Source organism: Microcystis sp. M53603_WE2 (assembly GCF_030065435.1).
This window is the reverse complement of sequence record NZ_JASJFF010001275.1, coordinates 1-2,427: the sequence shown is the minus strand read 5'-3', so window position 1 is coordinate 2,427 and position 2,427 is coordinate 1. Positions and strand designations below refer to the sequence as shown.

2 protein-coding genes are annotated in these 2,427 nt (G+C 40.4%); one reads left to right on the top strand and one right to left on the bottom strand.

Annotation, left to right across the window (positions count from 1 at the left end):
• A partial coding sequence (locus tag PX481_RS26685; protein ID WP_288096950.1) for a peptide ABC transporter substrate-binding protein occupies positions 1–1,712 on the bottom strand: 1,712 nt, incomplete at its 3' end.
• A gap of 204 nt (positions 1,713–1,916) precedes the next feature.
• Here PX481_RS26685 and PX481_RS26680 point away from each other — a divergent pair.
• Positions 1,917–2,156 carry a DUF433 domain-containing protein gene (locus PX481_RS26680; protein ID WP_228008435.1) on the top strand — a complete coding sequence of 80 codons (240 nt, stop codon included), beginning with the start codon at positions 1,917–1,919 and terminating at the stop codon, positions 2,154–2,156.
• Positions 2,157–2,427 lie beyond the last annotated feature (271 nt).

Here is a 2,427-nt window from a genome sequence, read left to right as displayed (position 1 = left end):
TTGATGTTCCAAGTATTTCTATCCCAGGGAGTTAATTCAAACCCCGACAAACTATTGCTAATTGCCACCACATCGGCACGATGAACTAGGGGAATAATCACAAAATCATTAATTAACATATCATTCATTTTAATCGCTATTTCTCGCCGTTTTTCTGGGTTTAATTCTTGACTAAAAGCTTGCCATAATTTATCGTATTCAGGATTACAATAACGAGCATAATTATCACCGGCCCAACCATCAGCTTTTTGGGGAATTTCGCTACAGGTAAAGGTTTTAAAATAGGCTTTCGGATCGGGACTATTATTACCGGTAGTGTACATTTGTAGGTCAGCATAAAACTTTTCTACCGTGTCATCGTTAGCAGGATCGCTAGAAAAGAAAATACTGGCATCAACAGTTTTTAATTCTACTCCTATCCCGATCGCTTGTAAACTTTGTTTGATAATTTCTTGGGTTTTCTGACGGAGAGGATTGACGGTAGTTTGAAAAACTAATTTCATTTCTACCCCATTTTTATCCCTAGTGCCATCACCATTACTATCTTTCCATCCCGCATCATCTAGTAATTTCTTAGCCTTTTCTAGATTAAATTCATAGCTAGTATTGGGAGAATTATATTCCGATGGCATCACGATAAAATTGGGAGTTGTTTTCCCAGTAATACCATAAAGCTGCGTGGCAATAGTATCTCTATCAACGGCTAAAGATAAAGCTTCTCTTACTTTTACATCACTCAAAAAAGGATGGGGAAACTTAATACTAGACCTCTCACCTTCAGGAGTAGCTTGATTAGGATCGCTCAGATTAAATAAAACTCGTTCAATCAAAGAACCGAAACTAGATATTAACTGACCCCGACCCGCTTTTTCTAAATCACTTAAAACCTTAGCCTCTACTTGCAAATTATAGGCATAATCCGCCTCCTGTGTCTGTAAAACCGCTCGTGCCGCAGAAGTTGCATCACCTCCTCCTTTTAATTCTATTCTTTGAAAACCTAATTTATCCGCTTCTCGAAAAAAAGAATTTGGTTCATAAACCGCCGTATCTCCCGGTTTAAATTCTACCACTTTATAGGGGCCAGTTCCCACCGGTAATAAATTAGCAGGGGCCTGGCGTGCCGTTTCATTGCTATACTTTTCATAGAGATGTGCTGGTAAAATCATCCCTTCTGTCCCCACAAAAACTAATGACCACGCGGGATTAACTTGCTTAAAAGTTATTTTAACCGTATGGGGATCGATCGCTTCCACACTTTTAACTATTTCATAATTGCCAGCGCTAGTAGAACCGGTTTTCGGATTGGTGATAAAATTATAGGTAGCGATGACATCTTTGGCAGTAAAAGGAGTACCATCTGACCATTTAATATCTTTTTTTAGCTTCCATGTCACCGATTTACCATCCCGGGCAACTTCCCCATTTTCAATAGTAGGAATTTCTGCCGCTAAAAAAGGAACTAATTCCCCTTTTTCATCGAAACTAGCCAAAGGTTCTAAGGTAATGCGACTCGCTTCTGAGTCTTTAAATCCCGTGGAGAGATGGGGATTTAAAATCGTCGGTGCTTGCCAATACAAAAGTTTTAAAGTTTCTGAATTATTATTGGTCGTTGCTGGGGGATTATTAGCTGTTTGTTGACGACAAGCACTAAAAAGCAGCGTACAACTAAGGGATAAAATTAACAGGGGCAAGAAAAGCGATCGCTTAAACATTTTTAGTGACAATCAATAATTCAACAGGGTGACTTAGGTGATTCCCTACCCCACCAATAACAAGTTATCAGACATTGAGTCTTGATCTCGATCGATTAATTGATTATTTGCCTTTATCCATTCCTAGTCAAGTTAAATCGATCATGCTATGGTAGCGATGCTGTACTAGACAATAAAATTCTAGGCACGGCGACGAAAATGCTTATGACCTTATTTCATCAGGGTGCGACGGCAGCGGAAATCGTTAATCGTTACCCATCACTAAACCTAGCTGACGTTTACGCCACGATCGCTTTTTACCTCAAGCACCAATCGGAAGTAGAATCCTACTTGCAACAGCGACAACAGCAAGCACAGGAGATTCGGGTAATCAATCAAGGGAGATTTGACCCCCAGGGATTGCGAGATCGCCTTCTTGCGCGTAAAGCAGCGCAGCAAGAATGATTAAGCTTCTGGTTGACGAGAACTTTGATAATACTTAACTGGTGCGTTACGGCGGATTACTAATTTTGGTTTTTCATTCCAAGGTTATCACCGCCTAACGCACCCTACAAAATTGCTTTTGCATGAGTAATGGGACTTAAACAAATTTCAAGCCCAAACAAAGCCTAAACTGGCTTTGTAAGCGGCAAACACATCCCGATTCTCGGTCAGCCACTCAAAGAAACGGAAAGACATCGCTGTCCGAAAAGCTGCCAAGGCTTCCACAAAAGTG

Bases quoted from the DNA above. Each gene is read 5' to 3' on its own strand.
- PX481_RS26680 (WP_228008435.1), top strand. From the start codon at position 1,917: ATGACCTTATTTCATCAGGGTGCGACGGCAGCGGAAATCGTTAATCGT.